Genomic DNA, 344 nt, shown 5'->3' on the forward strand with positions numbered 1-344 from the left:
TGGTGGAATTCTTAATAACGCGGAAAGCTTATTTATACTCATCGCTCAGCTGGGAGGAAACGTATCTTATGGAATCAGTGGCGTGGTTTTGATTGTTGCCGATATCGTAGCTCTAATCAACGGGAACGCTACTGTGGAAGTCGTGATTAATGCCATCATTCAGTATGTAGCTTACTCCAGCATACTTGTTACCGCCGATTTCACTGTTGCCCTTAACGAAACACTCAAAGGATTTTTGTCCGTTGTAAAACGGATCAACGCTTCTTCTTCACTCAGCGGTCTTGTGTCTATTGTTCAAAAATTAATCGAAGGAAAACTAGTTATTGGTGGAGTCAATATTTCCG

The 344-nt window shown here is 41.6% G+C and carries 1 protein-coding gene; it reads left to right on the forward strand.

The window, feature by feature from the left end:
• A partial coding sequence (locus QWJ41_RS20920) for a hypothetical protein (RefSeq protein ID WP_302710404.1) occupies window positions 1–344 on the forward strand: 344 nt, incomplete at both ends.

This window comes from Nocardioides cremeus (assembly GCF_030518195.1).
GTDB classification, from domain to species: Bacteria; Actinomycetota; Actinomycetes; order Propionibacteriales; family Nocardioidaceae; genus Nocardioides; species Nocardioides cremeus.